This is a genomic window from Myroides sp. NP-2 (genome assembly GCF_014145665.1).
Taxonomy (GTDB): Bacteria; Bacteroidota; Bacteroidia; order Flavobacteriales; family Flavobacteriaceae; genus Flavobacterium.
In genome coordinates this window covers 23,119-49,288 of record NZ_JACHTD010000004.1, presented here as the reverse complement: position 1 = coordinate 49,288, position 26,170 = coordinate 23,119, and the positions used below count along the sequence as shown (strand labels likewise).

At 38.1% G+C, this 26,170-nt stretch carries 27 protein-coding genes and 4 tRNA genes; 18 read left to right on the top strand and 13 right to left on the bottom strand.

Features of this window, described 5'->3' with window-relative positions:
* Positions 1-20 precede the first annotated feature (20 nt).
* On the top strand, positions 21-2,015 hold the full coding sequence (locus tag H4K35_RS05310) for a tetratricopeptide repeat-containing sensor histidine kinase (protein WP_182626349.1): 1,995 nt from the start codon (positions 21-23) through the stop codon (positions 2,013-2,015).
* Between the two features lie 258 nt (positions 2,016-2,273).
* Here the strand turns inward: H4K35_RS05310 and H4K35_RS05305 are convergent, their stop codons facing one another.
* Positions 2,274-2,930: a response regulator transcription factor gene (locus H4K35_RS05305; protein WP_182626348.1), complete on the bottom strand. Its 657-nt coding sequence runs from the start codon at positions 2,928-2,930 to the stop codon at positions 2,274-2,276.
* A gap of 304 nt (positions 2,931-3,234) precedes the next feature.
* Between H4K35_RS05305 and H4K35_RS05300 the strand changes: the two genes are divergently transcribed.
* From H4K35_RS05300 to H4K35_RS05275, 6 genes are all read left to right on the top strand, one after another.
* Complete coding sequence (locus H4K35_RS05300; RefSeq protein WP_182626347.1) at positions 3,235-3,696, top strand: GyrI-like domain-containing protein; 462 nt, start codon at positions 3,235-3,237, stop codon at positions 3,694-3,696.
* A gap of 402 nt (positions 3,697-4,098) precedes the next feature.
* Positions 4,099-4,890, top strand: a complete 792-nt coding sequence (locus H4K35_RS05295; RefSeq protein WP_182626346.1) for a nitrilase-related carbon-nitrogen hydrolase — start codon at positions 4,099-4,101, stop codon at positions 4,888-4,890.
* Between the two features lie 74 nt (positions 4,891-4,964).
* Positions 4,965-5,525 (top strand): GNAT family N-acetyltransferase, encoded by a 561-nt coding sequence (locus H4K35_RS05290; protein ID WP_182626345.1) that lies wholly within the window; start codon positions 4,965-4,967, stop codon positions 5,523-5,525.
* 425 nt (positions 5,526-5,950) lie between these two features.
* Positions 5,951-6,031, top strand: a tRNA-Tyr gene (locus H4K35_RS05285).
* 48 nt (positions 6,032-6,079) lie between these two features.
* Positions 6,080-6,163, top strand: a tRNA-Tyr gene (locus H4K35_RS05280).
* Between the two features lie 37 nt (positions 6,164-6,200).
* Positions 6,201-6,281, top strand: a tRNA-Tyr gene (locus H4K35_RS05275).
* A gap of 97 nt (positions 6,282-6,378) precedes the next feature.
* On the opposite strand, the gene H4K35_RS05270 is transcribed toward H4K35_RS05275, so the two are convergent.
* From H4K35_RS05270 to glyA, 4 genes are all read right to left on the bottom strand, one after another.
* Positions 6,379-6,448 (bottom strand) — tRNA-Cys (locus H4K35_RS05270).
* Positions 6,449-6,563: 115 nt separating this feature from the next.
* The gene (gene pdxY / locus H4K35_RS05265; RefSeq protein ID WP_182626344.1) at positions 6,564-7,424 is read right to left on the bottom strand and encodes a pyridoxal kinase; all 861 of its coding nucleotides are present in this window, start codon (positions 7,422-7,424) and stop codon (positions 6,564-6,566) included.
* Between the two features lie 41 nt (positions 7,425-7,465).
* Positions 7,466-8,623 carry a DegT/DnrJ/EryC1/StrS aminotransferase family protein gene (locus tag H4K35_RS05260; protein WP_255492370.1) on the bottom strand — a complete coding sequence of 386 codons (1,158 nt, stop codon included), beginning with the start codon at positions 8,621-8,623 and terminating at the stop codon, positions 7,466-7,468.
* Between the two features lie 300 nt (positions 8,624-8,923).
* On the bottom strand, positions 8,924-10,225 hold the full coding sequence (glyA, locus tag H4K35_RS05255) for a serine hydroxymethyltransferase (RefSeq protein WP_182626343.1): 1,302 nt from the start codon (positions 10,223-10,225) through the stop codon (positions 8,924-8,926).
* A gap of 248 nt (positions 10,226-10,473) precedes the next feature.
* Between glyA and H4K35_RS05250 the strand changes: the two genes are divergently transcribed.
* Positions 10,474-10,866, top strand: coding sequence for a PH domain-containing protein (locus tag H4K35_RS05250; RefSeq protein WP_255492369.1), 393 nt, complete (start codon positions 10,474-10,476; stop codon positions 10,864-10,866).
* Between the two features lie 174 nt (positions 10,867-11,040).
* Here H4K35_RS05250 and hmpA read toward each other — a convergent pair whose 3' ends face one another.
* The 6 genes from hmpA to H4K35_RS05220 all read right to left on the bottom strand — a co-directional run bounded on the left by hmpA (position 11,041) and on the right by H4K35_RS05220 (position 16,435).
* Positions 11,041-12,240, bottom strand: coding sequence for an NO-inducible flavohemoprotein (gene hmpA, locus H4K35_RS05245; RefSeq protein WP_182626341.1), 1,200 nt, complete (start codon positions 12,238-12,240; stop codon positions 11,041-11,043).
* 149 nt (positions 12,241-12,389) lie between these two features.
* Positions 12,390-12,827: an Rrf2 family transcriptional regulator gene (locus H4K35_RS05240; RefSeq protein ID WP_182626340.1), complete on the bottom strand. Its 438-nt coding sequence runs from the start codon at positions 12,825-12,827 to the stop codon at positions 12,390-12,392.
* A gap of 112 nt (positions 12,828-12,939) precedes the next feature.
* Positions 12,940-13,368, bottom strand: coding sequence for a GNAT family N-acetyltransferase (locus H4K35_RS05235; RefSeq protein WP_182626339.1), 429 nt, complete (start codon positions 13,366-13,368; stop codon positions 12,940-12,942).
* A gap of 7 nt (positions 13,369-13,375) precedes the next feature.
* Positions 13,376-14,038, bottom strand: a complete 663-nt coding sequence (locus tag H4K35_RS05230) for a hypothetical protein (protein ID WP_182626338.1) — start codon at positions 14,036-14,038, stop codon at positions 13,376-13,378.
* Positions 14,039-14,045: 7 nt separating this feature from the next.
* Positions 14,046-15,023: a hypothetical protein gene (locus tag H4K35_RS05225; RefSeq protein WP_182626337.1), complete on the bottom strand. Its 978-nt coding sequence runs from the start codon at positions 15,021-15,023 to the stop codon at positions 14,046-14,048.
* Positions 15,024-15,283: 260 nt separating this feature from the next.
* Positions 15,284-16,435: an Atu1372/SO_1960 family protein gene (locus H4K35_RS05220; protein WP_182626336.1), complete on the bottom strand. Its 1,152-nt coding sequence runs from the start codon at positions 16,433-16,435 to the stop codon at positions 15,284-15,286.
* A gap of 65 nt (positions 16,436-16,500) precedes the next feature.
* Here H4K35_RS05220 and H4K35_RS05215 point away from each other — a divergent pair, with 65 nt between their 5' ends.
* The 5 genes from H4K35_RS05215 (at position 16,501) to H4K35_RS05195 (ending at position 20,607) form a co-directional block, all read left to right on the top strand.
* Positions 16,501-17,298 carry an AraC family transcriptional regulator gene (locus H4K35_RS05215; protein ID WP_182626335.1) on the top strand — a complete coding sequence of 266 codons (798 nt, stop codon included), beginning with the start codon at positions 16,501-16,503 and terminating at the stop codon, positions 17,296-17,298.
* A gap of 177 nt (positions 17,299-17,475) precedes the next feature.
* Positions 17,476-18,051, top strand: a complete 576-nt coding sequence (locus tag H4K35_RS05210) for a porin family protein (protein WP_182626334.1) — start codon at positions 17,476-17,478, stop codon at positions 18,049-18,051.
* Positions 18,052-18,419: 368 nt separating this feature from the next.
* On the top strand, positions 18,420-18,872 hold the full coding sequence (smpB, locus tag H4K35_RS05205) for an SsrA-binding protein SmpB (protein WP_182626333.1): 453 nt from the start codon (positions 18,420-18,422) through the stop codon (positions 18,870-18,872).
* A 65-nt stretch (positions 18,873-18,937) separates the two neighbouring features.
* Positions 18,938-20,182 (top strand): PQQ-binding-like beta-propeller repeat protein, encoded by a 1,245-nt coding sequence (locus tag H4K35_RS05200; RefSeq protein WP_182626332.1) that lies wholly within the window; start codon positions 18,938-18,940, stop codon positions 20,180-20,182.
* A 299-nt stretch (positions 20,183-20,481) separates the two neighbouring features.
* Positions 20,482-20,607, top strand: coding sequence for an alpha/beta hydrolase (locus H4K35_RS05195; RefSeq protein ID WP_182626331.1), 126 nt, complete (start codon positions 20,482-20,484; stop codon positions 20,605-20,607).
* Between the two features lie 66 nt (positions 20,608-20,673).
* On the opposite strand, the gene H4K35_RS05190 is transcribed toward H4K35_RS05195, so the two are convergent.
* On the bottom strand, positions 20,674-20,859 hold the full coding sequence (locus tag H4K35_RS05190; RefSeq protein ID WP_182626330.1) for a hypothetical protein: 186 nt from the start codon (positions 20,857-20,859) through the stop codon (positions 20,674-20,676).
* Between the two features lie 123 nt (positions 20,860-20,982).
* Between H4K35_RS05190 and H4K35_RS05185 the strand changes: the two genes are divergently transcribed.
* The gene (locus H4K35_RS05185) at positions 20,983-21,417 is read left to right on the top strand and encodes a hypothetical protein (protein ID WP_182626329.1); all 435 of its coding nucleotides are present in this window, start codon (positions 20,983-20,985) and stop codon (positions 21,415-21,417) included.
* A gap of 68 nt (positions 21,418-21,485) precedes the next feature.
* Here the strand turns inward: H4K35_RS05185 and H4K35_RS05180 are convergent, their stop codons facing one another.
* A complete protein-coding gene (locus tag H4K35_RS05180) occupies positions 21,486-22,127 on the bottom strand; it encodes a protein-L-isoaspartate(D-aspartate) O-methyltransferase (RefSeq protein WP_182626328.1) in 642 nt (213 codons plus the stop codon).
* A 148-nt stretch (positions 22,128-22,275) separates the two neighbouring features.
* Here H4K35_RS05180 and H4K35_RS05175 point away from each other — a divergent pair, with 148 nt between their 5' ends.
* The 4 genes from H4K35_RS05175 to H4K35_RS05160 all read left to right on the top strand — a co-directional run bounded on the left by H4K35_RS05175 (position 22,276) and on the right by H4K35_RS05160 (position 26,164).
* Positions 22,276-23,241: a Gfo/Idh/MocA family protein gene (locus H4K35_RS05175; protein ID WP_182626327.1), complete on the top strand. Its 966-nt coding sequence runs from the start codon at positions 22,276-22,278 to the stop codon at positions 23,239-23,241.
* 33 nt (positions 23,242-23,274) lie between these two features.
* Positions 23,275-24,162, top strand: coding sequence for a 3-hydroxyacyl-CoA dehydrogenase family protein (locus tag H4K35_RS05170; protein ID WP_182626326.1), 888 nt, complete (start codon positions 23,275-23,277; stop codon positions 24,160-24,162).
* 86 nt (positions 24,163-24,248) lie between these two features.
* Positions 24,249-25,466 carry a DUF1015 domain-containing protein gene (locus H4K35_RS05165; protein WP_182626325.1) on the top strand — a complete coding sequence of 406 codons (1,218 nt, stop codon included), beginning with the start codon at positions 24,249-24,251 and terminating at the stop codon, positions 25,464-25,466.
* Between the two features lie 11 nt (positions 25,467-25,477).
* Positions 25,478-26,164 carry a YggS family pyridoxal phosphate-dependent enzyme gene (locus H4K35_RS05160; RefSeq protein ID WP_182626324.1) on the top strand — a complete coding sequence of 229 codons (687 nt, stop codon included), beginning with the start codon at positions 25,478-25,480 and terminating at the stop codon, positions 26,162-26,164.
* The last annotated feature ends 6 nt before the right edge of the window (positions 26,165-26,170 follow it).

The window sequence follows — 26,170 nt, the reverse complement described above, 5'->3', positions numbered from 1 at the left end:
GTTTCTCTTAAGAAACTCGTATGAAAGTAAATTATTTACTACCGCTACTACTCATTGTTTTCTGTTTTGCCTCTTGCTCCAAAGAAGCCAACAAACAAAAACACAATGATTTATCAAATTACCTCAATCACATTGAGGAGTCTGATCGCAATCAGCGGGATAAAATAATACAACTGGATTCCATCCTACTCACCTTGGAGGATGATTTTAACTCCAAAGCGCATCGAGAACTCTTGTTTCACTTTGCTGGTGTTGCCTATAACATAAAGGCAAACGAATTGTACTTTAAAACCAGTCAAAACTTACTATCCCTTGCACAAAAAGCCAAAGACACGCATGATATAGCCAAGGCCTATTTTTATTTAGGCGACTATTATGAGGATATAGTGAAATTGGATAGTGCCTATGTATCCTATTCTTATGCTGCAAAATTCTACCAAGCAAAACAAGACACCTTACATGTAGGTATCATGCAAAAAAGCATGGCAATCATCTTATTTGAAGAAGGCTTATTTAACCAAGCGGAGGTAGAAGCTTTTGCTTCCATACAAAAGATCGCACCCTACAAGGATACTAAATTACTACTTGAAGCATATGTTACAATTGCCAGTATTCTAGACCAAAACTCACAAAGTGAAGAGGCCGTTTTATACTACAAAAAAGCGCTCGATCTTTTAAACAATTATGATTCAAAACAAAATGTGACGATTCAAAGGATTACGATCTACAACAATATAGGCTATTTGTACAACGGGCTTAAAAATTACACCGAGGCAGAACAGGCGTTATTGAATGGATTAAATCTACTGACACAAGACCTACAAAACAGTCTGTTGCACGCGATGTTATACAACAACTTGGCCCTGACTTACATCAAGACAGACAGACTTACGGAAGCGGAGCAACTAGTAAAAGACGCCTATCGCATGCGCACAAGCTTACAAACGCCCCAAGGACTCATTTCGAGTTACAGTCGTTTTGGCGAGCTTTATCTCGCCAAGAAAGATACCTTGAAAGCGGTTGAATACTGGAAAAAAGGATTCAAAACGTCGGAAAAAGTGAAAGCGCGCAATACAGCTTTGACCAATCTGCGCTATTTGAGCTTATACGATCAGCAAAATGCCAAAGAATACACCCAGCGCTACTATGAGATTAACGATAGCCTGAAAAAGTTACAAATTGAAAATCGAACAAAATTTGCCCGCATAGAATACGAAACTGCTCAATTAGAAGCGAGAAATGAACTCTTATCTCAACGCATAACCCTCTTCAGCATTCTCTCTCTATTAGCAGTGTTGTTGTCCATTCTAATCTACATTCTATTTAAACAAAAAATGATTCAAAGACGTTTGTTGTTTGAACAACAGCAACAACAAGATCGCGAATTAATTTACAAACTGATCTTACAACAAGAAGAAATTGCCAAAACTACCCTTTTGGATGAGCGAACGCGTATCAGTACTGAATTACACGACGGAATCATTAATACACTGTTCAACATCCGATTGATGCTTTCTAACGAATGTACCCCGCAAAATCGTCAACTCATTGCCTCAGAAATTGAAGGTGCACAGCAACAAATCAGACGCATCTCCCACAACCTGCAAGATCAATCACTTGCCATGGGTAACTTCACTCCTATTCTAGAAAATTTAATAGAAAAAAACACAACAACTGCACAGTCCTTTACCCTGTTAATCGCTCGTAATTTTGACTGGAATAATTTTGATTACAAAACCAAAATGAATATCTATCGCATTGTTCAAGAATCCATACAAAACATCATTAAACACGCCCAAGCCACTCGCTCGATTATCTCCATTGTAGAATCCATGTCCAGCTATCACATCAAAATTCAAGACAATGGCATAGGATTTAAAGTCAGTGAAAGCAAAAAAGGCATTGGTTTAAAAAACATTCAATTTCGCGTGAATCAAATTAATGGCGTACTAACTATTCATTCAAGTGCGAATAAAGGGACGGTATTGGAAGTTACCATTGCAAAAGCAAAATAGGGATAGGTGTCCCCACAACCAATCCCTATTTACCTAAATTAATCAATAGATATTTATTTTTACCTATTTGCGAATTACATCTTATGCTATTCAGCAAAACAATGGTACAAACACATAAACCACAAATATATTGGTATGATAATATCAAGCGCTAAAGTAGGCATAAGCCCTTATTTTTCAAAGCCTGCCCCCTTTCTTTTAACAAAAATGAAAGTTGAACATTCATTTTTCAACTGAATCAATCCTTATTTCTTAAAATTAAATGAATCCTTGGAGTTTTACTTGCTTTAAAAGCTCAGATAAGTCGTTTACATCAAACTCTTTTTTTAGGGTAGTGAGCATGCGTTGGACGGTGCTTTGACTCTTAAAGACAATTTCACAGATTTCTTGAACCTTGTATCCTTTGTCTAGCAACATCAGGATTTCTATGTATTGTTCTTGCTGCATCAATTGGCGCTTAGCCAACAAACTGAGTACATTTTTGACTCCAATACTGTAAAATACTTGCCCAATCATGCATTGACGAATCGTCTCAATCAACAACTCATCCGTCACATCGGCTTTCATCAGTAAAGCATCTGGGCGTAGTTTTTTGTGAATACTATAGATTAACAAGGCCTCTTCATGCCCTGTTATCATGATAATTTTTGCTTTTGGAAACTTTTCCTTTGCGTATAGCGCCAATTTTTGTCCATCGGAAATACGCAGTTGAACATCAAAGTTCTTCGACAAATTATAATCTATGATTAATACATCAATACTAGGTAAGTCATCGAGATACTCAATCGCTTTTGGAATCGTTTCACTAGCATAAAAAGTACTTTCTAAAAAATTTTCACGCAATAGGCGAATATAACTAGTCAAAATCATCGGGTGATCATCTATCACTAGAAATACGGGGTTATATAGATTCATAATAAGCTATGATTAGACGTACTTTTATTTTTACCAAATTTACTCTTTTTTTTCTAGAGCGCACTACTCTAGTTCCTCAAACAAATAGGTCTTCCTTACAATATAAATAATAAAAAAGATTTTTTCTGTATTTTATATAAAAAACATAACTTCAAAATTAGTAAATGATTAGTTTTTATTTTGTCATGACTATTCTTTAAGGCTACCACCTGCTCTTTTGAACGTTTTTACAGTTGTATTCCTCCTATTGACATAAGGCTGTCATATACTCCTTTTATCTTTGCAACACATTTATATTTTTAGCATGGAAATAAAACAACTAGCAGCGATTCCTATTATTGGAATTGCAGTACGAACAACCAATCAAGAAGGACAATCTGCCATAGATATTCCGCAATTGTGGGCGACCTTTCACAGCCAACAGCTCCAACATAAAATTCCGAATGCATGTACTGACACTATCTATGTAATCTACACCCACTATGAGCGTGATCATACTACGCCCTATACCGCTATTATCGGTTGTCAGGTTAGTTCATTGGACGATGTACCTGAAGGGATGGTGACACATAGTATTGCTGAAGGATCGTATATTCAACGTATTGTACGTGGTAATTTAGTGGATAATATTGTATTTAACGAATGGATCGATATTTGGAATTCCCCCAACCTCAATCGAAGCTATACATCTGATTTTGAAGTTTACAGTCCTTCCTCTCAACATCCAACACAAGCGGAAGTAGCCATTTATATTGCAACTCAGTAAAGCGAGACCAGACAGTTAAACAGCTAGCCTGTAGAATGTTTACTACACAATTACAACTGTTGCTAATTAAAAGGAGGGCGGCTAAAAAACAGGTGTTCGTCTATTTTTTAAAATTAGTGTAAACCATAAGCAAGAGGACAAACACAATACATGATCAATCGTTTTGGTGGGATTTCAGCCAGTAAATTACTAGGTAAAACAGAAAGTTACTGAGGTGAATCTCAAAACTTCATGGCTTGCTATAAAAGAGAAAAAATAAAACTGGTTTTATTCTTTTAATCCTTTGGATCTGAATCTCGCTTCTCGAAAGGCATTCTTTCAGACAAAGCTCAATTCCATACGTGAAACATGTGAAACTCTACTTATCTTTGTAACTTATAACCTTTAAAAAACGTGTATACTATGAGAGTAGGCTTTTTTCAATATGCTGTAATTTGGCGCGACATACAAGCGAATCTAGACTATATTGCAACCCGAGTAAAAGGGAAATCTTTTGACTTATTAGTACTACCTGAATTTTTTACTACGGGCTATGCCATGGACACCAAAGAAGAAATCCTTCCATTTGCAGAAGAATTAAGCAAAAGTACCACCGTTGATTTTCTTGCTACCCTCCTAGCCGAGACCGGAAATGGTTATATATCGGGAACAATCCCTGAACTACACCAAGGTGTTTTGTACAATACGTCTATTCTCGTTGGTGCAGAGGGATTGGTTGCTTCTTATCGCAAGATTCACCTACCCGATTATGAAAAACGATTCTTTGAGGCGGGTGATACGGCCATTGTATACCCTAGTAATCAAGGAAAAATAGGCCTGACGATCTGCTTCGATTGTTGGTTTCCACAGCACACTTCCATACTCAAATTACAAGCAGTGGATGTGATATGTCACTCCTCTTGTTTTGGCGGTCCTGTTACACCGACTATCATTCCTATTCGCGCATTGGAAAACCAGTGCTTTTACATTAGCTGCAATCGCATTGGAGAAGAGTACTTTGACGGAGAACTAGAATCATACCGAGGAGAGAGTCAAATTGTCAATCCCGATGGACAAATCCTAGCTAAAGCAAACAAGGAAGAAGTTTTAACCATACTCGATATTGATCTAAACCAGGTGAATCACCCTGATTTTGGGAGCTTAATCACCAAAGACTTTCAATCTGAACACGAAAAATACAACATTCAACTGTAACTAGGAGTGCGTTCAATCGAAGTCACTCCACCTTTGAATCGTCATATTATCTTTTAAATAAAAATTTGAACTTGATGTTTTTTAACGAATTTCCTACAATACAAACGGAGCGCTTACTATTGAGAGCCCTTCACTTTACGGATGCCCCAGCTTTATTCGATTACTTTTCTAGAGATGAAGTTACGGAATTCTACGACCTACCGACGTTTCAATCCGTACATGAAGCACATGAATTGTTGCTGGCTTGGCAAGAGCGCTACCAAAATAACGATTCTATCCGCTGGGCCATTACTCAAATCGAACACCCAGAACGCCTAATCGGAACTTGTGGGTTTCACAATTTTTCAACAGAAAACTTCAGAGCTGAAATTGGTTATGAATTACACCCTGACTTTTGGCAAACAGGTATGATGACTGAAGCAATTAACGCCTTGATTCCCTTTGGATTTGAGCATTTTAATCTACACCGCATTGAGGCATTTATCGATCCATCTAACCTAGCTTCACGCAAATTACTGCAAAAAGTAGGATTGAAATCTGAAGGAGTGTTGCGTGATTATTTTTATGAAAAAGAGAAATTTGTCGATGGTGAAATTTTCAGCTTGTTGAAGAGAGAATATTACCCTAATCTATAAATCGAACTAGTTCAATGGCCATGCGCGTCTGGACACTAGATAGCGCCTTTGGCCTCTTCTTTGCCGAATTTCTATGTGCATCTCTTACCTTCGACATCTGATATACCGTAGGCAAAGAACATGGATATGACTGCTTTTTTTTGGCCTTATGATACCCCTAGTAGCCAATAAACACCGACACAACGCCCTGGTTTTGGCAACGTAAGATCATCGATACATAGGCAGTTAATCCTTCATTTTACAGTATTTAATCCTTTTTAAAAAAAATAGATTGAAAAAATTTTAAAGGCTTAGATTTTTAGAACCAAAGAGTTAATGATTTTTGAAGGTACATCAAACAAAAAAAAGCGACAATTCTCTTGCAGATTAACAAAACAGCGCTATCTTTGCACCGTTCTAATACAGAACTGAGGCATACGCTGAAAGGGGAGATACTCAAGCGGCCAACGAGGACGGACTGTAAATCCGTTGGGAAACCTTCGCAGGTTCGAATCCTGCTCTCCCCACATCAAAGTTCTTATACATTATTGCTAAATTAAAATACATACCACAAAGGGGAGATACTCAAGCGGCCAACGAGGACGGACTGTAAATCCGTTGGGAAACCTTCGCAGGTTCGAATCCTGCTCTCCCCACCAAACACAAATATGCTATTTTAGTTTAACAATATAATGGGGGGAGATACTCAAGCGGCCAACGAGGACGGACTGTAAATCCGTTGGGAAACCTTCGCAGGTTCGAATCCTGCTCTCCCCACACAAAAAAAGCCTTCTAATTTATTTTAGAAGGCTTTTTTGTTTATGCCAATATTGGTTTACGGTTTACTGCACGATGCAGTAAACTATTATTTTTGAGGTTCCGACTGGATTCGAACCAATCTACTGACTATTGCGTAGTCAGGCCTCCCAATCGGCCACGGAACCGTATTAGTTTACGGTGGTTTGTTAACTGTCAACAATCAATATACAAAATATTTTATTGATTTCCAAATACATATGAGCAAACTCTCCTTCTTCCCATAATATGCTCTACTTCATTTCAATAATGCGATTGCATGGCCATAACCTCATTCATGTCCAAATGCAGCAGCAATATGTCGTTTAAATCGAATTCACTTCTTCCTTCTTTTGCGATGCGCTGCAGCGCTCTTTTAATCAAAATACTGGCTTCTTTGGCACAGTCGACATAGGAATCGTACTCTTGCAATTTATACCGCAGTAGCAAAGCAGCAAAAAGTTCACCTGTACCTGGGGGATCAACAGGCACATAGGAGGTAGTTACCCGATCATAAGATGCTGCGTGTTTGACTATAATTTGTAAGGTATCCCCCTCCTCTTCAAATCTGCATCCCGTTACTAAAATATCTTTATGTCGGAGTATATCGTGTTTTGCTATAGCTTGAATAGTTTGTTTTTCAGTGCTAATTTTTTGTTGTAAAATAGTTTCCATTTCAAACTGATTGGGCGTCAAAACATCCGCTAAAGGCAACAAATGTTGCATAATTGCTTTTGGCACTTCTTGGTTGACATATAACCCTTGCGGTTGATCTCCCATCACAGGATCACATAGATAGAGTATTGCTGGATGACTCTTCTTGATGGTTCGAATAAACGCAGCTGTTTGTTCTACTAACTCCGCTGATCCTATATAGCCCGTGATAATAGTCGCCACTTCATCGAGTATATTCAACTTTAAAATTCCATCCAATACGTCCTGAAACAAGGTTTCGGGTAATAATCCTCCTCCTACAGTTGCCAATCCATAGCGGTTGGACAGAACAACTGTTGGAACAGCAATAACATCTTGTCCAGCTAGCTGTAATACTAAAGAGGTCGTATTACTCCCCACATACCCATAAGCTACTTTACTGTGAATAATTATTGTTTTTTTCTGCATCATGACGCAAAATCACTAATGATTAAACTTCCTTTTTCTATCAATTACGCTATAGTCGTTGCTTGTTTTGCTTTGACTTCTTCGATTGCTTCTATAAATTGCGTACTAATAAACGTCAATTCCTCCTCTGTCAATTCGGTGTGAATGGGCAGCGATAAAACGCGAGACACCAAGTATTCGGTATGGGGTAGCTCGTATTCACGCTCTTGAAGTGCTTTAAACATTTCTTGTTGATGGCAAGGTACAGGATAGTAGATCATGGTTGGTATGCCACGAGCTGCCATGGCTTGATGTACAGCATCTCGATCTACTCCTTCTAAAATCAGGGTGTATTGATGATAGACGTGGTAACTATAAGCTGGTTCAAAAGGTGTTTGAATGTGCTTGTTACCCGCAAAAGCACGATTGTAGTATGCAGCTACTGCTCGTCGTTTATCGCAATACTGATCTAAATAGTTGAGTTTTACATTTAAAATTGCCGCTTGTATACTGTCTAATCGACTATTAACGCCAATAATCTCGTGATAATAACGTCGTTCTGATCCGTGGTTGCATATTTTCATCATACGCCCCGCTAAGGCATCAGAATTCGTTAGAATCACACCTGCATCGCCATAAGCACCTAAATTTTTAGAAGGAAAGAACGAAATACAACTAATTGTTCCGATGGTTCCCGTTTTTCTAATTCCTTCATCAGAAATATAATGCCCTCCAATGCTTTGAGCATTGTCTTCAATAACAGCAATTCCACGGGCATTGGCCAACTCCATAATCGGCTGCATATTCGAACATTGTCCATATAAATGCACAGGGATAATCGCTTTAGTCTTTGGGGTAATAGCCTGAGCTAAAGACGTTATATCTAGGGTAAATGTATGGGGATCCACATCTACGAATACAGGAGTTAATCCCAATAAAGCGACCACCTCCACCGTAGCAATAAACGTAAATGATGGCGTAATCACTTCGTCTCCAGGCTTTAAATCTAGTGCCATTAAGGCTATTTGTAGGGCATCGGTCCCATTTGCACAGGGAATCACGTGTTTTGCCTGGGTATAAGCCCCTAAGTTAGCAGCAAAATCCTTTACTGCCGGACCATTGATAAAAGCGGTACTGTCAATCACTTCTTTGATTGCTGCATCAATTTCGGTTTGAATGCGTTGATACTGCCTTTTTAAATCTACCATTTGAATTGTATTCATCTACTGCTGCTGTTTTATGAGTTATTCGTTCTGTCTGTTAGCAGCAAAACTGCTGTTTTAACTGTATTGACTTCTTATTTATAGGTCAAAAGTAAAAGTTATTTGGATCGTATATGTATGCCAGTTTTAAACTATTAAATAGTCCAGACTACCTCGTTCTCTTGTAGTAATTTTCATAGGTATTGATCTTTCTCCTAAAAAAATACCCCGTAGCAAAAAACTACGAGGTACCACTAGAAAAAAAATTAAATCCATACACTTCTATTTTTGGTGTATACTCACATCCATTTCCTGAGCGATTTACCTGGAAATTAATTCATGCGCAAACATGGGATAATTCTGCATCAAGTGATGGACTTCTTCTTTAATTTGGCGGTGTTTTAGGGCATTGTCTTTATTTTTCAAGACTTCATCAATGAAATTGACAATGCTATACATCTCTTTTTGTTTGAGTCCGCGGGTGGTAACAGCAGGTGTTCCAATTCGTATACCAGAAGTAACTACATTGGATTGAGTATCATAGGGGATCATATTTTTGTTGAGGGTAATTCCCGCTTGTTCCAAGACTAGCTCGGCTTCTTTTCCGGTAATTCCTTTATTACTTAAATCGACCAACATCAAATGGTTATCCGTTCCGCCTGAAACGATGGAATACCCTTTTTCTAAGAAGGCATCAGCAAGAGCGCGACTATTCTTTTGAATTTGGTGGGCATAGGAAGTAAATTCATCCGTAAGAATCTCATTGAATGCCACTGCTTTTGCTGCAATGGTATGCATAAGAGGACCTCCTTGATTACCGGGAAATACGGAAGAATCAAGAACAGAAGACATCATTCGAATTTCTCCTTTTGCCGTTTTTAATTGAAGTGGATTCTCAAAGTCCTTTCCCAAAAGGATCACGCCCCCACGAGGACCACGTAGGGTTTTATGAGTAGTTGTGGTAACGATGTGACAATGCGGTATAGGATCACTTAACAACCCCTTGGCAATAAGCCCAGCAGGATGCGCTATATCTGCCAATAAAATAGCATTGACACTATCAGCAATACCCCTAAAACGCTCGTAATCAATCGCTCTTGAATAAGCACTCGCTCCAGCAATAATCATCTTTGGTCGTTCCTTTAGGGCAATCGCTTGTATAGCATCGTAATCTAACAGATGAGTGGTAGGATCTACACCATAAAAAACAGGTTGGTATAGCTTGCCCGAAAAATTAACCGAAGAACCGTGAGTCAAATGCCCACCATGAGTTAAATCAAAACCGAGAATCTTATCCCCCGGTTGCAAACAGGATGAAAATACAGCGAAATTTGCTTGAGAACCTGAATGCGGTTGTACATTTGCATAAACCGCACCAAAGACTGATTTAATACTCTCAATCGCCATATTCTCCACTAAATCTACGTACTCACACCCCCCATAATACCGTCTTCCAGGATAACCTTCTGCATATTTATTAGTCAGAATAGATCCGTTAGCACGTAAAACCGCTTCGCTGACGAAATTCTCCGAAGCAATGAGCTCAAGTGAATCGCGTTGACGGCTTTCTTCTCGTTTGATGAGTTCAAATAAAAGTTTGTTGTTGTAGTTGTTGTTACTCATAATCATTGAATTAAGTTGTAGTTAAACAAAACAAGCGATTATACTAGATTCGCCTGTATCAATTTGAGCACAAAAGTAAAGGTAGTCTGGAGTGTTTAAATAACTCAGTTTAAGAATAGATAGTAGTCCAGTCGTATTTTTATGACCAAATCAAGACTATGGTAAACATTTTACTTCAAAATAGAATATCTTTAGCTCAATTTAGATACGACATGTAGATGAAAACAAGGTACAAAAGTAAAATTTCTATGGGTATAAAAATACTTTTCACAACTGTTGGAGTGGCTTCTTTAGTAAGTGCTTTTTTTGCTGGAACTTGGTACATTTGGTTGATCGCCATAATCGCAGTAATGATGCTTACTGATATTTACTATCAGACCTATTATGAAATTGACCCGACGCAAAACAACTTACACATAAAAGGAGGAATATGTGTCACTAAAAACATTCCCATACAAAGCATTCGCAAGATAGAAGAATCAAAAAGTACAGTCAGTGGACCGGCTTTATCTAACCAACGTTTAGAAATTTGGTATAATACTTTTGATAGCATTCTAATTTCCCCAGAACACCCTATCGCTTTCGTAGAGCAATTGCTAGCTATTAACGCTGATATTGAGTACACGCAGAAGAAAAAATAGCAAAGTTACAGCCACACTCCCTCAATTTTGTTTAGCCTCTTTTGGAAGTTTATCACCGAAACTCAACCATTCGAACTAGTCGATATTAGCCATAAGGGATCAGCAATAAAAAATGAGGCCTACTCAACTAGAAGTGCCTCATTTCTCGCTTTCAAATTATACTAATGAAAAAAATTATAGTGTCAATGATGTAGGACCAAACTCCTCAAAGAAAATGGCTGTTTTGTCTACTTTTTGTTCCACTAAATACTGATAGTGTTTTTCGATAAATCCACGCGGTCCACAAATGTAGTATTCAGCTTCTTGCGATAGAATATCATCCTCTATCTGGGCTAATTCCACCCAACCTTTGTAAGTCGCAGTGGCAGATTCTGCTGGATTATCGTAAAAGATATGTTGTTTTAGCTGTGGCGAAACTGTTGCTAATTCCTCGACGCGTTGTTTAAAGGCGTGAACTTCCACTCCTCTGCAACCGTGAATCCATTTCACTGCCGTTTCCTTTTCTTGCTCTATAATCGACTCTAACATCGACAATAAAGGGGTTTGTCCCACTCCTCCACTGATAAATACCTTGGTTTTTACTTGATTTTCTTGTAATACAAACACTCCAGAAGGAGAAGATACATCCACAAGATCACCCACTTGTACTACTTGATGCAAGCGATTGCTTATCAAACCATCAGGATGCTGACTCCCTACCTCTTTTTTAACAGAAATTCGGTAATACGTTCCATTAGGCGCACATGAAATACTGTATTGACGTGGTTGCAAAAGATTCAATTCAGGTAAGAAAAGGCGCAAACTCAGGTATTGTCCTGGTTTAAAATCTGCAATAGGACCTTGATCTGCGGGGTATAAATAAAAAGAAGTAATCTCGCTAGATTCAACTACTTTTTCCTTAACTACGAAAGGCCTCCAACCAGTCCAGCCTCCTTTTTCAGCTACTTTTTGATTGTATATATTTTGCTCGTGACCACTCATCAAATCAGCAAGTTCTTGATAAGCAACAGCCCAGGCACCTAACAAATCATCTGTTGCCAACTCTCCTAAAACTTCTTTGATTGAAGCTATTAAATGTTTACCTACAATGGCATAATGTTCTGTGCGAATATCCAAACTGGTGTGTTTATGCCCAATGGAATTAACAACTGGTAACAATACACTGGGATTTTCAATGTGCTCAGCATAAGCCAATACAGCCATTGCTAAAGCCGTTTGCTGCTTTTCATTTTGTTGATTCCCCATGTTAAACACGTGTTTTAACTCTGGATTGTGCGCAAACATACGTTGATAAAAATGCTTGGTTAGCACCACTCCATGGGCTCTTAAAATAGGAACAGTTGATTTTACGAGTTCTTTTTGTTCTGTTGTCATTTGATTTTAGTTTTAAATTATAAATTAAAAGAGGTTTTTATCCTCTATTTAGATACAACACTTGTACAAGTGCGTCTCATTAATGCAAATAAAAGATATTTCTATCCTTTATTCAAGTAAAAAGAACTAAAATTTTCTCAACTGTAATTTTATTTGTTCAGTGTAAAGTGTCCGTCGATGAGTCCTTGGTTAAATTGACCTATAGAAGTTGTTTTCAACACACAAGCGAGATTATCTCTAATCTGCTTAAAATCGTGATGTAAAGGACAAGGATTTGTTTCAGAGCAGTAACTCAAGCCCATGGCGCAGCCAACGAAAAGTTCTTTCCCTTCAACTGCTTCCACGATTTCAGCCAACGGACGATTAAAGTCTTCTTTCTCCAGATAGAATCCACCGTTGGGTCCTTTTGTCGATTGAATAAGCCCTTCTCTGCTTAGTTTTTGTAAGATTTTGGCCAAGAAGTGTTCTGGAGAATTGATTTCTTGTGCGATTTCCTTTATGCCCGACTTATGCCCTTGCTCACTTCTTTTGGCAATGTATAAAACCGCTCTTAATGCATATTCACAAGTTTTTGAAAAGATTCCCATAACTTCTTATTCTAATATTGTATTTTTTGTTCAACAAAGGTATACTATTTCTTTCGCATTCTATCACAGGTGCAACAATTGGTCGAACTGTATTAGGAATAGCGGTGTTTCATTATTTGGCTAGGTGTTTAACGAAGTATTTTGGCACTTCTTCGTACCCTTGTTTCACATAGAAGGCGTGCGCATTTTCTCTTCGGCTGTGGCAGTGTAATTCGATTCGATCACATCCCATTTGCCTAGCCAAAGCGGCAATATAGTCCTCTACCATTTTCCCGACTCCCTCGTTTCTTCGCTCTTCCTCTACGGCAAAGTAACTTATTCGCATAAAATCGCCTCGCATAGCTAGTTGTGGAATCAGGTGAAGCGCAATAAAAGCCACTACAACATCGTCCACTTCGACCACGAGTAACTTTTCTTGTGTATGTCGGCTCATTTTTGCGATTTTAGCACCGATAAAGTCCACCGTTTCTGGGTATCCCAACTGCGTCAAGAGTTCCGTGACAACCACGGCATCATCGACATTCATTTTTCTAATGTGCATCCTTTATTTATTCTTGTTCGAATGATAGTAATGTTCCATCCTTGTTAAACTCAATTGCATAGCGTGAGCGGTCGTTAGAAACCGTGCGCGGATACCAGCGAACCTTATTCTTTCTCGTAATAACATATACGGTTAAATCAGAAGAATCGCCTCCAATCTCTTCAACTTTTTGCTTGAGAGCTTCGTATACATTATTAGCGTTGACAAAGGGAATTTCATCTAAAGATACTAAGTCTTGCTCAATTTTTGCGTTTTTAGATAAAACAATTGGCTTTGGCTCCTGCCACTGCCCATTAGCGTAATAGTACTCATCAACATAGTCTGGATTATCTGGGTTTTGCACTTGGAGCAAGACGCGATAATTATCGTAAAAATGAATCGATTGATAAACGTAAATCGGTTTATTTTCAAACTGGGGCAACTGGCGAAGTGCAACTTCAACCTCGTGTAAATGCTGTTTATCTGCCGCGAATCCCCTCTCTTTTTTAGAGAAAATAGGTGGGTCAATAGCAGCCGTATTTTCTTGTTTTTCCGGCAAGTGTTGGGGTAAGTCTTCCGTTTCAATATCCTTTCCCTTTTTAGTATCTTCTATTGATTTTATAAATTCTGTACACGAACTCATCAACAAAAAAACAACCGCTAAACCAAGACTATATATACTTTTACTCATACTGTGTTTATTTTGTATTCACATCAGACTCAAACATCACCTGATTAGGAGTTTTGGGGTTGTAAAAAACAACACAATTCCGCTGTGTTTGAATGTTGCCTAGGTCGAGCAGAGAGACGACTTTCTTAACAGTTGCACGTTGGATTACACCCGTTGCGTCTGTATATTCAACCTCAAATCGAACTTCTGGTTGTTCATTGATATACGTTCCAGTTTGCTTCACCTCTTGAATAACTGCCGCTGCCCTCAGACCACTAAACTTTAACGCCAAACTTGAGCTACCTAAATTCAATTTCTTCAAAATGATAAACTTAAAAATCAAGTAGAAGATACCCGCAAAGAAAATCAAAAATCCCCCACTACTGATTAAAGGATGACTTAGGGATAAAAATCGCCAACCATAATTCGCATTTTCCAGCTGGTAGGAAAAGACGTAGTAATAGATCACCCCACTGAGCAAAAGCAACCATCCCGCAAAAAACAGCCCGTTGATTTTTCCTTGTGTTCCCTCTAGGATAACGTAGGGTTTAAGTTTAAACGTAGGATCAACCCTTAGCTGTATGTGCTTGCCTTCCTCAAATCGCCTTTCCATAGGCTTTGAATCGAAAATATCCATTTGGTGTTGTATGGGCTCTTGTTGGAGGTTCTTCAACTGCAAAACCACCGATTTAATTGCGTGATCCCGAACAGAACTAGCGCTTTTACTTGTTTGTACAATGATAGCGTCCAATCGCTTTCCTGTTTGATTAATGCGGTTGATGTTCCACTTTCTTTTAAATGTATAGCCATAGATTATACGCAGTAAAACTAGGAATATCCCACTCCATAAGACAATACTAATCCCTAGGTAAACAAGAGATTCCGTTGGATTAACCTGTTCTAAATACTGCTTGGGGTATTCACTGCTATAATAAATAACGGCAGGATGTCCAAAGATGAAATACAGGAAAAAAAACAGCCAAAAAAGGCCAAATAAATTACGCATAATGGTAGTATTTATTGATATTTTTCGCGTAAGGTGGAGGTGAATAAGTGGAGAGCGAAACTGCTGTTCCCTATCGTTGCGTTCTCCTTTCAAAAATACAATTTATTGAAAAACGAACAGCTATTTTTTTGATTTTTATCATTTCTCACTGCCATTGGGTCTAGTTCATGAAGTTTCCCTTGGGTTGTATTAACTTGTAGACTCGTTCGGTCAAGCGTTTTATATGGGTGTACTTTTTCCTAGGTAGCGAAGGCAAACAATTACTCCACCTCAAACACGGCTTGAATCGAAACACTAGATCCCAAGGGCAGTGAACTTGCACCTCCTGTGTTGCGCGTGTGCTTTCCTTTTTCGCCAAATACGGCAACGACAAGATCAGAAGCAGGATTCATTAAGGCAGCGTGTTGAGTATACGTATCAACCGTATTAAAAGAGCCGATTAATTGTACACAGCGTTTTACCTTGTTTAGGTCTCCACCAACAGCTTCTTTTAAAATGGACAAAACATTGAGCATAGTCGCCTCTGTAGCAGCTTTTACCTGAGCTTCATTTACCTCAACACCAAGTTTCCCAGGGTTGACTATTTTTCCGTTTTGCAAGGCTACTTGATTGATGAAAACCAAATTCCCACTACGCACAAATAGTTCATAATTTCCCACAGCTTTAGGTAAGCTGGGAAGTATGATCTTTTTCTCTTGCAAAATGCGATTGACATCCACGTGTTCCACTGAATTTATTACTGTATCTCCTTGGTGTTGGGGTCTATTCCCTTGAAGCGCTAGGGCTAAACGAGCCAGTTTTTCACCTTGTATTTGCGCCAATCGACGTTCATCTTGGGTCGGTCGTGCTATAGGTGCAACAGAGGCGGGACTTGTTATTCCCAAGACAGAATGACCTTGTACTACTGTTTTGTCAACCGTATCAAATCCAGCTATACCATTGGGAATTAACAACATGCCATGAACAGCTAGTGTATTCCAAAACGCTTGTAAAGCCAATTCGTTAGCTGCACCACTTCCACCGGACATAAAGACGGTTGCAGGTAGTTCTTCCAATGCGCGTTGGGTCCAAAGATCCACCGTTTGGGCTAAAAAGGCACTCATCCCTGTACTGATATTTCCAAAGTAAACCGGTGATCCAAAAGCAATGCCGTCATAGGTTGGTAATTCGCTTACCGTTGCCGTAGGTATATCCTTTAGAAGAGCCGTATCGCTCGATTTTACTTTTTTTATAATTGCTTTCGCTCCTTGCTGCTGGTTAATCCCTGCAACAATTTCCTCTGCTAACTTATAGGTGTTTCCTTGATCGGAGTCAATCAAAACCAAAATAGTAGCTTGTTTATTTTGTGCTTTGCTGATCGGTGTAACTAAAGTGAAAAATGTTCCCAAAAGGAACAACGCAACTTGTTTCATGTATATTTCATTTTTGTACGGACAAAGCTAAACTTGCTTTTTTTATTAACTTTGCCAAAAAGTATATGCAAAACGACACTCCAAAATGTGGATTGACCGAACAAAACCAAGGAAATTATACCGATAATCACGCCACTGATGCTTATTTTTGGTATGAACAAGATTGGAAACACGATGCTTATACTCATGTGCATCAACGCTATCAATTAACCTATGTAGAACAAGGTTATCAATACTTCCACTTGGGAAGCAAAACCTATTTAGTGCCCAAAAATCACGTGATTTGGATTCCGTCTAACCAAGAGCATCGCATTAGTTCAGAGGCAAAAACGGTTCATTTGAGGGTAGCTTTATTTAAGACGGTTCCACAAATGGATTTTTTTCAAGAAGTACACGTTTTTTCGGCTCCTCCTGTGCTAAAAGAAATGCTTCTATATGCGAGTAAATGGAATCAAATCATGGAGGAGCATCCAGAACAATTGTATTTTATTCAAGCGATTTTGCGAAATTTGCCTGAATTTTGTCAAGAACAGCAATCCCTACAGATTCCTGTACCCACACATCCGCGATTATTGAGTGTCTGCAATCACATCAATTCACATTATATGCTCCAGCCTAAAGTCGATGACCTTGCTGTTCTTGCACAGCTGTCCACCCGTAGTTTACAACGTCTATTTAAACAAGAAACTGGCATTACCATCCAAAAATACACCCAATTAATTCGTATTTTAAAAAGCATAGAATTACTTGACAAACAAGAATTTACCCTAAGTGAGATCGCCCTTCAGGTTGGATATAAAAGCCTCTCTGCCTTTACAGCATCTTACCAAACGATAATGAAAAATGCCCCAAGTCGGAGATAAAACAACAGATTCGCCATGCGACCTTCCCACCTATAATACCTCAAATATTATTTTCTAGCTACTCTATTTTTATAATATTTTCCTCTTGTCTCTGCCCCATCATTATCATTTTTTTACACTCTTTGTTTGTAAGCGATTCGTTTTTACTTAATTTAGCACTTATATAAAAAAAAGATTATGAAAAAACTAAGTTTACTATTTAGCATTATGCTTGTGGCATTATCTTTTAATTCTTATGCGCAATCTCCGATAAACATAGGGATTAAAACGGGATTAAACTTCACAGATTTCTCAAGCAATCCAAAAGATTACAGCACAAAAAACTCTACAGGCTTCGGTGTTGGGGCTATGGCGCGAATCAATATCAGTCGTTCATATATCCAAGCAGATCTAATGTATTCAGAGAAAAGCGTTAAGTTTGAATCGGCTTTTGGCAGTGACAAAGCGACAATGAAAAACATCGAAATTCCTGTTGTATACGGATATAAATTACTTAAGAGTCCACTATATAACCTAAGAGTTTTTGGCGGTGGAGTCTATACTGCTGTTTTAAATAATTTATCAAAAGGCGCTGTTGACAATGCGTTCAACGAATTTGACAAATCAAACATTGGATACCGCGTAGGTGCTGGGGTTGATATCTTAAAATTCACAGTTGACGTATCGTATGACGGTGGTTTGAGCAACATTAGCAAAGATTTTTCATCAAAACCAAACACTTGGTTTATTGCCGTAGGATATAAATTCCTTTAATTCCTACTTTTACAATATAAAAAAGGCTATTGCTCGATATTGCAATAGCCTTTTTTTGTGTTTACATTTAGGTGAGTCCATGGTGAGTCCATAGTGAGTCCATAGTGCCTCTATTAAAAAGTGTGTTTTTTATAGAGACACTATGGACGCATACTAGAGGGATACTAAAGGCAACACAATAAGCATACCTACTAAACGGGTACAACCTAAAACAATCTATTTGATATAGCTAAAAAGTATCCTACGACTGTAGGTTGTATTTGTCTTTGGGTATTGGTTTATAAATCGAATTCGATGCCTTTGATGCTCTACTCAAGTGTTTCTACTTAAACTATAGTTTTACTTTAAATTTTTATTATTTTTGTGCTATGCAAAAGAACATCAACATTCTAAATAAAAGAGCTAAGTTCGAATACGAAATCTTAGATAAATATACAGCTGGAATCGTACTGACAGGTACAGAAATTAAATCCCTACGACTAGGTAAGGCTAGTATTGCGGAGAGTTTCTGTGAGTTTCAAAATTTAGAACTCTTCGTTATCAATTCACATATTGAAGAATATGCAAACAGCAGTCACTTCAATCACAAGGCTAAAACGGAGCGCAAACTATTACTGAATAAAAAAGAGCTAAAAAGCTTACATAAGAGTGTACAAAACAAAGGGTTAACCATCATTCCTTTGCGCTTATTTATCAATGAGAAAGGATTGGCTAAGATGGATATTGCATTGTGTAAAGGAAAGAAAAACTACGACAAACGCGAAACAATCAAAGACCGAGATAATAAAATAGCCTTAGATCGCTTGAAAAAAGCGTATTAGTACAAGGCCCACAACAAGCAAGCATCCTAACAGGGATGCTTTTTTTATACTACAACCAAAAAAAAATGAAAAAGAATCTATTACTAATCCTAGGCTGGCTAGTTTCTACAGCTGTACTTGGACAATCCACTTCAGAAGACTTAAAAGCTGTGCCACCTACTATGGGACCGGAAAGCAAAACCAATCAGTATTCCAACAATAAAATTGGTACAGAATACGATTTTGTACTCAACGAACAGCATGCACCAATTCAAACTGTTCCTTTAGATCATGATGCAATCCTGATCTATGATTATGATGGTACACTGAAATCCTTCAACCTAAAAACACAAAAAATCAACTGGAACTTCCAGGCAAAGGATTCTATTGTTACCTATTCTCGCAATAAGTTGACTCTAGAAAATGGCGTGGTGTATATTCCCTTCCTCAACGGCGAACTCTATGCGTTAAACCACAAAACCGGGGAAGTGTTTTGGGAAGTTAAAATAGGGATAAAAAACATTGAAAACCACAAAATGATGATTAACCAAATCCCGGTTATCCACAACGATTTACTCTACTTGGTTACCCAATATGAAAACAGCAATATTTATGCTTTTGACAAAAATACGGGCCATCATATTTGGAACTACAAACTTGAATTCCCCTACAATCACATGCCTGTCATGTACACCAACAACAAAGTTATTGTTCCCAATGCGGGCTATGTGTACAACTTTGACGCTGAAACAGGAAAGGCACTTTATGCAAGAGGGTTTAAAAGAGGGATGTATTCTAAACCCGTGAGCGATGGAACTAGTGTTTTTATTGCGGATCTAGGATCCGAAATCTTTGCTTTACACCCTGATAACTTAGATATCATATGGCAAATTGATTTAGTAGAAGGAAGTATTGGACATAAAATGGCCTATGTGAACAATCAACTGTTAGTGGGAACAAGCCGTTCGTTCTACTCGATTAACCCTAAAGATGGCGCTATCCTTTGGCAAACCGAAGTGACTTTTAAAGAACAAGCAGACAGACGCTTTGAACTTAAACAAATGGAGGTCTTTAACAACAAAATATACGCCTATAACAACAAGAGTACTTTCTTTATCGTCAACCCTAAAGACGGTAAAATTGAAAAGGAAATAGACCTGCAAAACACCCCTATTTCCAATATCGAAATGCAAGATGAGACCTACGCTTTCTTCTATTGCGAAGTAGGTTTGATTCGACTAAACGTAAAAACAAATAAAGAAGAATTACTGTATGTCCGCGCTTCTATTCAAGATAATCCAAAAGAGAACTATATTAAGTTAGTTCGCTAGTGGGTGATGGGAGAGGAATGATTTCTCTAAAATACAAAAGGATTTCTATTGTTGGAATCCTTTTTTTTTGCACTTTGTGGTTGTGATACTTATTCTCATTTAGGAGATTTTATCTTAACGCATACCTCAGCCCCTACTCCAATTTTGATCGATCGCTTTAGGCTACTTCCTATCAAACAAAAGATGCCATTCGAGCTTCAAATGCTCGGTATCAAGCCTTTACACAAGACATCGAAGACAGCAAGTCATACACCTCTCTTGCCCTTCCTGTACTAGGTATTGGAGGAAGTGGATACGAAATGCTCAAAGGATCTTTAGTGGCTATTGCATCTGATCTTACCCTAGTAAAACTAGAGGGGTGTGGGCATTTTATTCTGGCAGAGAAAGCAGAAGAAGTAGCGAAAGAAATAGCACTGTTTTTATAAGACGGTAGAAAATACACTGTTTTAGTAGAATAGCGCAAACTACAATGCCCAACTATAGGCTAGAAATCATATACGGCAGGAATCATTTTTACAGCCAAAATTGAAAACAGCCTGAATAAGTAAATAAGCCGCTGGGATTAACAATACCCAAAGGCGAGCATCCAATGCTTGAACAGTTAACAAAATAGCCAATGCTAAGCGGATATAGCGCATAGGGGTCCATTTTTTAAAGTAATTGACTACGGTATTCATCTTATTTCTATTTTAAGTAACCTCAAAAATACCTTTATTTATTTTGTTATACTGTAACAATTGTTACCATTTATTTAGATGGGAACTGCTAGTTTTGCTTGAAACAAACATAAATAGATTAGTATGAAGAAAATGCTATGGGCGATTGCCGTACTTGTAGGAACAACTACACTGGTAAATGCGACAAACCTTGTGCATACAAGAAGCGAATCAGTTGCACAAGTAACAACAGGAGATAAATATGCTATTTTAGTTCAATCGACTAAAAATTTACGCGCTTCGATTATGACTGCTTCGGAGATGAAAAAGGCCAATCCTGCGATTGCTTTCGAAATTGTCATTATGGGGCAAATGGTTCAAGAGTTAAACGACAGCGAATTGCGTTCCACTTTAGATGCTGCAAATAAAGCTGGGATTGCATTAGTGGTATGTGAATTTGCACTAAAAGTATACGGAGTGCAACTCAGCGACTTACCCTCGTATTTTATTGGAACACCAAATGCACACAAGTATATGTTTCAGTTGAATGAAAAACAGTACAATACACTTTCCATTTAAAATAAACAACAAACAAGAATACCATTTTTCTAAAAAAGCATCCTCTAGGGGATGCTTTTTGTATTTATTTAGTTTTTATTCTCTAACATAGGGACGAATTTAAAATCGCCATGTTCGTGTTTTTCGAATTGAGTTTCATTTAGGCGGATGAGTTCGATCATCGTTTGTTGTTCCTCACCAACGGGAATAATCATGCGTCCACCTACTTTGAGTTGTCCCATCAAAGCTTGTGGAATGAATGGTGCTCCTGCAGTAACAATAATTGAATCAAAAGGCGCGTAGTTGGGCAAGCCTTTATAACCGTCTCCAAAAGTAAGTAATTTGGGGCGAATGCCTAGTTTAGGCAGTAGTAAAGAGGTTTTCTTATACAGTTCTAGCTGTCGTTCAACGCTGTACACTCGTGCGCCCATTGCCACTAGCACTGCGGTTTGATATCCACTCCCCGTTCCAATCTCCAACACTTTATCCTCTGGTTTTACACCCAATAACTGCGATTGAAAGGCAACCGTATACGGATGCGAGATCGTCTGACCTGCACCGATGGGAAAAGCGGTGTTTTGATAAGCAAAATTTTCAAAACTCGAATCTATAAATAAATGTCTAGGAATGCGTCTAATCGCCTGAAGTACAGCTTGATCTACAATGCCTTTTTCCTTCAACGCTTCGACCAACTGATTGCGCAATCCTTGGTGCTTCGTAGAATCTTTCACGGTAATTAAATAATTTACACAAAAGTAACTATTATTTTGATAAAACACACCCTTTAAAACCATCCAAACAAAGTATTGCGAAAGATTTAAAGCTTAAATTTTACCCAATCCATAAATAAGTTTTATTTTTGTTCAAAATTATTTTTTTATGCTTAAAATTGGCGTATTGGGAGCTGGACATTTAGGTAAAATACACCTGCGTTTGCTCAACCAATCAGAAAAATACGAACTAGTAGGTTTTTATGACCCTTTTACAGACAATGCAAACAAAGTAGCACAAGAGTTTGGTTATACCAAATTTGACAGCCTTGACGAATTAATTCAAGCCGTTGACGTTGTGGATATTGTAACGCCTACACTCTCCCATTTTGACTGTGCGAAAAAAGCCATTGAAGCGGGCAAACACGTTTTTTTAGAAAAACCCATCACTACAACAGTAGCCGAAGCGGAAGCCATCATTGCATTAGCGAAAAAACACCAGGTACTCGGACAAGTAGGACATGTAGAACGCTTTAACCCTGCTTTCGTTGCGATTAGCTCTAAAATTGAAAATCCAATGTTTATCGAAACACACCGCTTGGCTGAATTCAACCCAAGAGGTACAGATGTTCCTGTTGTATTGGATCTAATGATTCACGATTTAGACGCCATCTTAAGTGTGGTTCACTCACCTGTAAAACACGTGAGCGCTAGCGGTGTTTCAGTACTTAGCGAATCACCCGATATTGCCAATGCGCGTATCGAATTCGAAAATGGTTGTGTGGCCAACGTAACAGCAAGTAGAATATCCATGAAAAACATGCGTAAATCGCGTTTCTTTCAACGCGATGCCTATATTTCTGTCGACTATTTAGAAAAAACGTGTGAGGTGGTAAAAATGAAAGATGCCCCAGAAACACCTGGTGATTTTGACTTAATCTTGCAAAATGCAGAAGGTGTAAAAAAACAAATTTACTACGATAACCCTACGGTTCTACCAAATAATGCTATCTTAGATGAGCTGGAAACCTTCCACGATGCTATTGTAAATAAAACAACGCCTATTGTGACGTTGGAAGATGGTACAAAAGCATTGCGCTTGGCTTACCAAATCATTGAAGCATTCAAAAACTAATGTATAATTAACTCGTTAACACACATATAACTTATGAAAAATATTGCTGTAATTGGTGCAGGTACTATGGGAAATGGAATTGCTCATACTTTCGCTCAAAAAGGCTTTAAAGTACTTTTAATCGATATCTCTGAGCAAGCTATTGAAAGAGGAATGAACACGATTAGCAAAAACCTAGATCGAATGATTGCCAAAGGTTCTATCACAGAAGCCGACAAAAAAGCAACAATCGAGAATATTATTACCTACACAGAAATTAAAGACGGCGTTGTTAATGCTGATTTAGTTATTGAAGCAGCGACGGAAAATGTAAACTTAAAACTAAACATTTTCAAAGAATTAAGTGCTGTATGTAGAGAAGATGTGATCTTAGCCTCAAATACATCTTCAATTTCCATTACGCAGATCGCATCTGTTGTAAAAAATCCAGCGCGTGTCATTGGTATGCACTTCATGAACCCTGTGCCAATCATGAAATTGGTAGAGATCATCCGCGGTTACAACACAACGGACGAAGTGACAAAAGCAATCATGGAATTGTCAACCAAGTTAGATAAAGTTCCTACAGAAGTAAATGACTATCCTGGTTTTGTTGCAAACCGCATCTTAATGCCGATGATTAACGAAGCAATCGAAACCTTGTACAATGGCGTAGCTGGCGTAGAAGAAATTGATACGGTTATGAAGTTGGGAATGGCACATCCTATGGGACCTTTACAATTGGCCGATTTTATTGGTTTAGATGTTTGTTTATCCATCTTAAACGTAATGTATGACGGCTTTAAAAACCCAAAATACGCACCATGTCCGCTATTGGTCAATATGGTAATGGCTGGTAAATTAGGGGTAAAATCTGGCGAAGGGTTTTATGATTATGCTGCAAGTAAAAAAGCAGAAAAAGTGGCGAAAATGTTTTCTTAATTGAAAAACAAATAAAATAAACCATCATATCAAGACAATCGATACCATTGTCGATTGTCTTACTTTTTGATACCATATAGTAAAGAATGGCAAAAATAATTCCTTTCCAGGGGATACGCCCCACACGAGATAAAGCTAATTTGGTAACTTGCAGGTCTTTCGAAGACTACAATGCAGTTGAATTAGCCTATCTTTTAGACTACAACCCCTTTTCTTTCATTCACGTTTTACATCCCGCTTACGTCAATCCTCAAAAGGTGACTAGTGATAAGCGCTTTAAAATGGTGGCTGCAAAATTCAATGATTTTAAAAAGGAAGGTATTCTAACAAAGGAAGAACATCCTGTTTTGTATCTCTATCAAATTGAAACAAAAAATTGGAAATTCACAGGTATTGTCGCAGGTACTTGTATCGAAGATTACGAAAATAACGTTATCAAACGGCACGAAGATACCCTTGAATATCGCGTAAGACTATTCAAAGAGTATTTATACCACAGTCGATTCAACACTGAACCTGTTTTGATGATGTACCCCGACAAGGAAAACATCAACAGTTGGATCGCAACCTATAAAGAAAATAGACCTATTTACGATTTTACAACGGTGACCAAAGAACGACATACGATCTGGAAAATCGACGATCAAGCCTGTATTGATTGGCTTTGTAGTGAATTCGACAATATTCCGGAAATGTACATCGCTGATGGCCATCACCGCTTTGCCTCTGCCGCTTTGCTCAAAAGAGAAAATGGCTTTGAACCCCATTCGCACAGCAATACGGTTATGACCTTTCTCATCGCAGAAAACAATATAAAAATATACGAATTCAATCGTATTATACACGATTTAAACAACCATACGAAAGAAGAGTTTTTAGCTCTACTAAGCGAAAAATTCACCGTAAAAAACAAGCAGCAACAGCTGTGGAAACCCTCCAAAAAAATGGAGTTTGGCATGTACTTAGACGGCGATTTTTACTCGTTAAAGCTCAAAGATAAAATCAAAACAGACAACATTTTGATGCAATTGGATGCCCAAATCTTGTATGATGCTGTTTTAAACCCTATCTTGGGGTTAGACGATTTAAGAAATGACGCTAGAATTGATTATATTCCTGGTAATGAATCAATTGTAGCTATTAAAGAATTAGTTGATGATGGAGAATACGAAGTTGGATTTATGCTCTATCCAACCAATGTGCAAGAGATAAAACTGGTGGCGGATAACGATTTAATCATGCCGCCAAAAAGTACCTATATTGAACCTAAGTTCATGAATGGGTTATTAACCTATGAAATTTAAAATAGAAGATTATGTCAAGTATTGCTGAGAATCTAAAACGAATTAAAGCTGACCTACCCACACAGGTGAGCTTAGTAGCTGTTTCTAAAACAAAGCCCAATGCGGCAATTTTAGAAGCATATGAAGCAGGACAAAGAATTTTCGGTGAAAATAAGATACAAGAAATGACGGATAAATATGACGCTCTACCCAAAGATATTGAGTGGCATATGATTGGTCATGTACAGCGCAACAAAGTGAAGTATATGGCGCCGTTTGTAGCTTTAATTCACGCGGTGGACAGCCTGCGTTTACTTGTAGAAATCAACAAACAAGCGGAGCGAAATAATCGCGTAATCCCTTGTTTACTCCAACTCTTTATCGCAGATGAAGAAACAAAGTTCGGCCTCGATGAAAGCGAACTAATGGAATTGCTAAATAGCGAGGAATTTAAAACCCTCAACCATATAAAGATCCAAGGACTAATGGGAATGGCAACATTTACCGATAATCAGGATCAAATTAGACAAGAATTTTCTACGCTACACGCGATTTTTGAAAAGGTAAAAACATCCTATAATCACTTGCCTAATGTAGCATGCGATACGCTATCTATGGGTATGAGTAACGACTACCCTATCGCTATTGATTGTGGAAGTACACTGATTAGAGTAGGAAGTACCATTTTTGGAGAACGCAATTACGAACTAAACAAATAAGTATAC

Bases quoted from the DNA above. Each gene is read 5' to 3' on its own strand.
- H4K35_RS05185 (WP_182626329.1), top strand. From the start codon at position 20,983: ATGAAGAAAATGCTATGGGCGATTGCCGTACTTGTAGGAACAACTACA.
- H4K35_RS05230 (WP_182626338.1), bottom strand. From the start codon at position 14,038: ATGAGTAAAAGTATATATAGTCTTGGTTTAGCGGTTGTTTTTTTGTTG.
- H4K35_RS05250 (WP_255492369.1), top strand. From the start codon at position 10,474: ATGGGTATAAAAATACTTTTCACAACTGTTGGAGTGGCTTCTTTAGTA.
- H4K35_RS05240 (WP_182626340.1), bottom strand. From the start codon at position 12,827: ATGGGAATCTTTTCAAAAACTTGTGAATATGCATTAAGAGCGGTTTTA.
- H4K35_RS05165 (WP_182626325.1), top strand. From the start codon at position 24,249: ATGGCAAAAATAATTCCTTTCCAGGGGATACGCCCCACACGAGATAAA.
- smpB (WP_182626333.1), top strand. From the start codon at position 18,420: ATGCAAAAGAACATCAACATTCTAAATAAAAGAGCTAAGTTCGAATAC.
- H4K35_RS05175 (WP_182626327.1), top strand. From the start codon at position 22,276: ATGCTTAAAATTGGCGTATTGGGAGCTGGACATTTAGGTAAAATACAC.
- H4K35_RS05190 (WP_182626330.1), bottom strand. From the start codon at position 20,859: ATGAATACCGTAGTCAATTACTTTAAAAAATGGACCCCTATGCGCTAT.
- H4K35_RS05195 (WP_182626331.1), top strand. From the start codon at position 20,482: ATGCTCAAAGGATCTTTAGTGGCTATTGCATCTGATCTTACCCTAGTA.
- H4K35_RS05200 (WP_182626332.1), top strand. From the start codon at position 18,938: ATGAAAAAGAATCTATTACTAATCCTAGGCTGGCTAGTTTCTACAGCT.
- H4K35_RS05260 (WP_255492370.1), bottom strand. From the start codon at position 8,623: ATGAATACAATTCAAATGGTAGATTTAAAAAGGCAGTATCAACGCATT.
- H4K35_RS05160 (WP_182626324.1), top strand. From the start codon at position 25,478: ATGTCAAGTATTGCTGAGAATCTAAAACGAATTAAAGCTGACCTACCC.
- H4K35_RS05215 (WP_182626335.1), top strand. From the start codon at position 16,501: ATGCAAAACGACACTCCAAAATGTGGATTGACCGAACAAAACCAAGGA.
- H4K35_RS05210 (WP_182626334.1), top strand. From the start codon at position 17,476: ATGAAAAAACTAAGTTTACTATTTAGCATTATGCTTGTGGCATTATCT.
- H4K35_RS05305 (WP_182626348.1), bottom strand. From the start codon at position 2,930: ATGAATCTATATAACCCCGTATTTCTAGTGATAGATGATCACCCGATG.
- H4K35_RS05235 (WP_182626339.1), bottom strand. From the start codon at position 13,368: ATGCACATTAGAAAAATGAATGTCGATGATGCCGTGGTTGTCACGGAA.
- pdxY (WP_182626344.1), bottom strand. From the start codon at position 7,424: ATGATGCAGAAAAAAACAATAATTATTCACAGTAAAGTAGCTTATGGG.
- H4K35_RS05295 (WP_182626346.1), top strand. From the start codon at position 4,099: ATGAGAGTAGGCTTTTTTCAATATGCTGTAATTTGGCGCGACATACAA.
- glyA (WP_182626343.1), bottom strand. From the start codon at position 10,225: ATGAGTAACAACAACTACAACAACAAACTTTTATTTGAACTCATCAAA.
- H4K35_RS05290 (WP_182626345.1), top strand. From the start codon at position 4,965: ATGTTTTTTAACGAATTTCCTACAATACAAACGGAGCGCTTACTATTG.
- H4K35_RS05170 (WP_182626326.1), top strand. From the start codon at position 23,275: ATGAAAAATATTGCTGTAATTGGTGCAGGTACTATGGGAAATGGAATT.
- hmpA (WP_182626341.1), bottom strand. From the start codon at position 12,240: ATGACAACAGAACAAAAAGAACTCGTAAAATCAACTGTTCCTATTTTA.
- H4K35_RS05300 (WP_182626347.1), top strand. From the start codon at position 3,235: ATGGAAATAAAACAACTAGCAGCGATTCCTATTATTGGAATTGCAGTA.
- H4K35_RS05310 (WP_182626349.1), top strand. From the start codon at position 21: ATGAAAGTAAATTATTTACTACCGCTACTACTCATTGTTTTCTGTTTT.
- H4K35_RS05220 (WP_182626336.1), bottom strand. From the start codon at position 16,435: ATGAAACAAGTTGCGTTGTTCCTTTTGGGAACATTTTTCACTTTAGTT.
- H4K35_RS05225 (WP_182626337.1), bottom strand. From the start codon at position 15,023: ATGCGTAATTTATTTGGCCTTTTTTGGCTGTTTTTTTTCCTGTATTTC.